Source organism: Blautia sp. CGZ-1-C1 (genome assembly GCF_056504575.1).
The window spans coordinates 1-2,360 of record NZ_JBWLUT010000192.1 but is presented as its reverse complement, the minus strand read 5'-3'; the positions used below and the strand labels follow the sequence as shown (position 1 = coordinate 2,360).

At 39.4% G+C, this 2,360-nt stretch carries 3 protein-coding genes; all 3 read left to right on the top strand.

Annotated features, from left to right (window positions below; genetic code table 11):
• A partial coding sequence (locus AC058W_RS17325; RefSeq protein ID WP_479390422.1) for an SIR2 family NAD-dependent protein deacylase occupies positions 1-867 on the top strand: 867 nt, incomplete at its 5' end.
• Positions 868-915: 48 nt separating this feature from the next.
• Complete coding sequence (locus tag AC058W_RS17320) at positions 916-1,893, top strand: SIR2 family NAD-dependent protein deacylase (RefSeq protein ID WP_242986987.1); 978 nt, start codon at positions 916-918, stop codon at positions 1,891-1,893.
• A 204-nt stretch (positions 1,894-2,097) separates the two neighbouring features.
• Positions 2,098-2,360, top strand: a 263-nt coding sequence (locus AC058W_RS17315) for a transposase (RefSeq protein WP_479390421.1), incomplete at its 3' end; no start/stop codon positions are given.

Genomic DNA, 2,360 nt, shown 5'->3' with positions numbered 1-2,360 from the left:
GGCGGGAAAGGAAATGTGGTGAAGATGAATGTATATCAAGAGATAAGCCAAATCATCAAAGGAGCAGATGGTATTTTGATTGGAGCCAGTAATGGTTTGTCTATCGCAGAGGGATATAATATTTTTGCAGATGACGCATGGTTTCAGGAAAATATGGGAGATTTCAGAGAAAAATACGGACTGCGTTGTATTTTACACGGATTTTCAGTGCCAATGAAGGTAGAAGAAAAGTGGGCGTTTGTAAGTAGACTTGTTAAGGCAAAAGCTATGCAGGATGAGCCGAGTGAGATTATGAAAAACATCTATGCACTAGTAAAGGATAAAGAATATTTCGTAGTAACTTCCAATGCGGAGGATCATTTTGTGCCGGCAGGTTTTGAGGCAGACCGTGTTTTTGAAATGGAAGGGAAATTAACCCAGATGCGGTGCAAGAACAGATGTCATGACGAGGTCTATCCTAATCAAAAAGCAGTTCTCGCCATGACAGAAGAGGAAGTAAACGGAAGAGTACCCAAAGAGTTACTGCCGAAATGTCCAAAATGCGGTGGAGATATGGAAGTAAATTGGGGTGAGATGTCCTCGTTTACAGAAACAAAAAATTGGAAGGAAAAGGCTGCCCGCTATCAAGAATTTATTCAGAATTTACATGGAAAGAAGCTGGTAATTCTGGAATTTGGCATTGGTTGGAGAAATCAGATGATTAAAGCTCCTTTGATGCAGCTTGCAGCAGTAGAACCACAGGCAAGTTATATCACATTTAACAAGGGCGAAATTTACATTCCAGAGGAAATCAAAGAAAAATCCATCGGTGTGGATGGTAATCTTACGGTAGCGTTAAAGGAAATCAGAAAGGGAAGGATAGACTAAGTAAGATGGTTAAAGATATTACAGTTGTGAGATAGGAGAATGAAAAAAATGAGCTGTTATGAAAATTTGGTAATGAAAACACAAATGAACTATTCCAGACACTATAGTACCTATGCATCCGGCGGTACTGCTGTAGTGTTGAGCAAACAAAAACCACTTTCTTATGAGGAACAGATTCAGGAATTTGCTCGCAGAGTGCAGGAGGCAGAGTGTATCGTAGTAGGCGGAGCATCCGGTTTATCAGCGGCTGGAGGTGGTGACTTTTATTATAGTGATACCCCTTCTTTTCGTGAGCATTTTGGAAAATTTGCAGATAAGTATGGATTCAAAGGTGCTTTTAGCGGAATGATGCATCGGTTTTCTACAAGAAATGAACACTGGGGATATGTGGCAACCTTTTTAAATACTACACAAAATGCTCCTATCAGAGAGCCATATCTGGATTTGGATAGAATCTTGCGGGAAAAGGATTTTCATATCTTAACGACTAATCAGGATACACAGTTTGTAAAGATTTATCCGGAAGAAAAGGTCAGTGAGATTCAGGGAGATCATCGTTTCTTCCAGTGTTCCCAGTGCTGTCAGGACGAAACATGGGATGCCGTACAACCTGTGGCAGATATGATTGCGGCTATGGGAGAGGGGACAATGGTGCCGGATGAACTGATTCCTCGCTGTCCTCATTGTGGTGCGGAAATGTTTCCTTGGGTAAGAGGATATGGGAATTTTCTGCAAGGGAAAAAATACGAAGAAGAATATGAGAAAATCTCAAAATACATTCAAAAGAACAAAGATAGAAAAATCCTTTTGATAGAACTTGGAGTAGGGCGCATGACACCGATGTTTATACAGGAACCGTTTTGGGAATTGACAAACAGTTTGAAAGATGCATATTATATCTCCGTAAATTCAGAATATCAGTTTTTGCCGGAATTCATTGAAGATAAGGGGATTGCTATTTTGGGAGACATAGGAACAGTGTTAAAAGATTTGTGGAAAGCAAAAGAGGAAAGTGCATTTGTATAGGATACTTGTTCTTGATATTCCACTTGATGGAAAAACATTAGAATATTGATTGATACAAAAGGGACTGTCGGGAAATAGACAGTTCTAAGAGTGGGAGGGTGTGACTCATACTAAGTCACACCCTCCTCAAATTTTTATCATAAAAAGAAAAAAAGATGGCTAACGACAACCATCTTTCTCTCCGTTACATGTTATAATGTAACTATGCTAACAACTAATTATTATAACGACTTTTTTGAGTTTGGGCAACAGAAAATTAACTTTAGTTTCTTCGAATTGAGTTTACCTGACGACGATCCAGTCTATACCCTGAAAAAAGTGATGGAGGATTTAGATTTTTCTGGTCTGCTGGCCAATTGTTCAGATAAGGGAAGAACCGGGTATAACCCAATTATGATGTATGCTGTGGTTACTTACGCAAACATGCGAGGGGTACGTTCTGTTGACCGTATTGTAGAATTATGTGA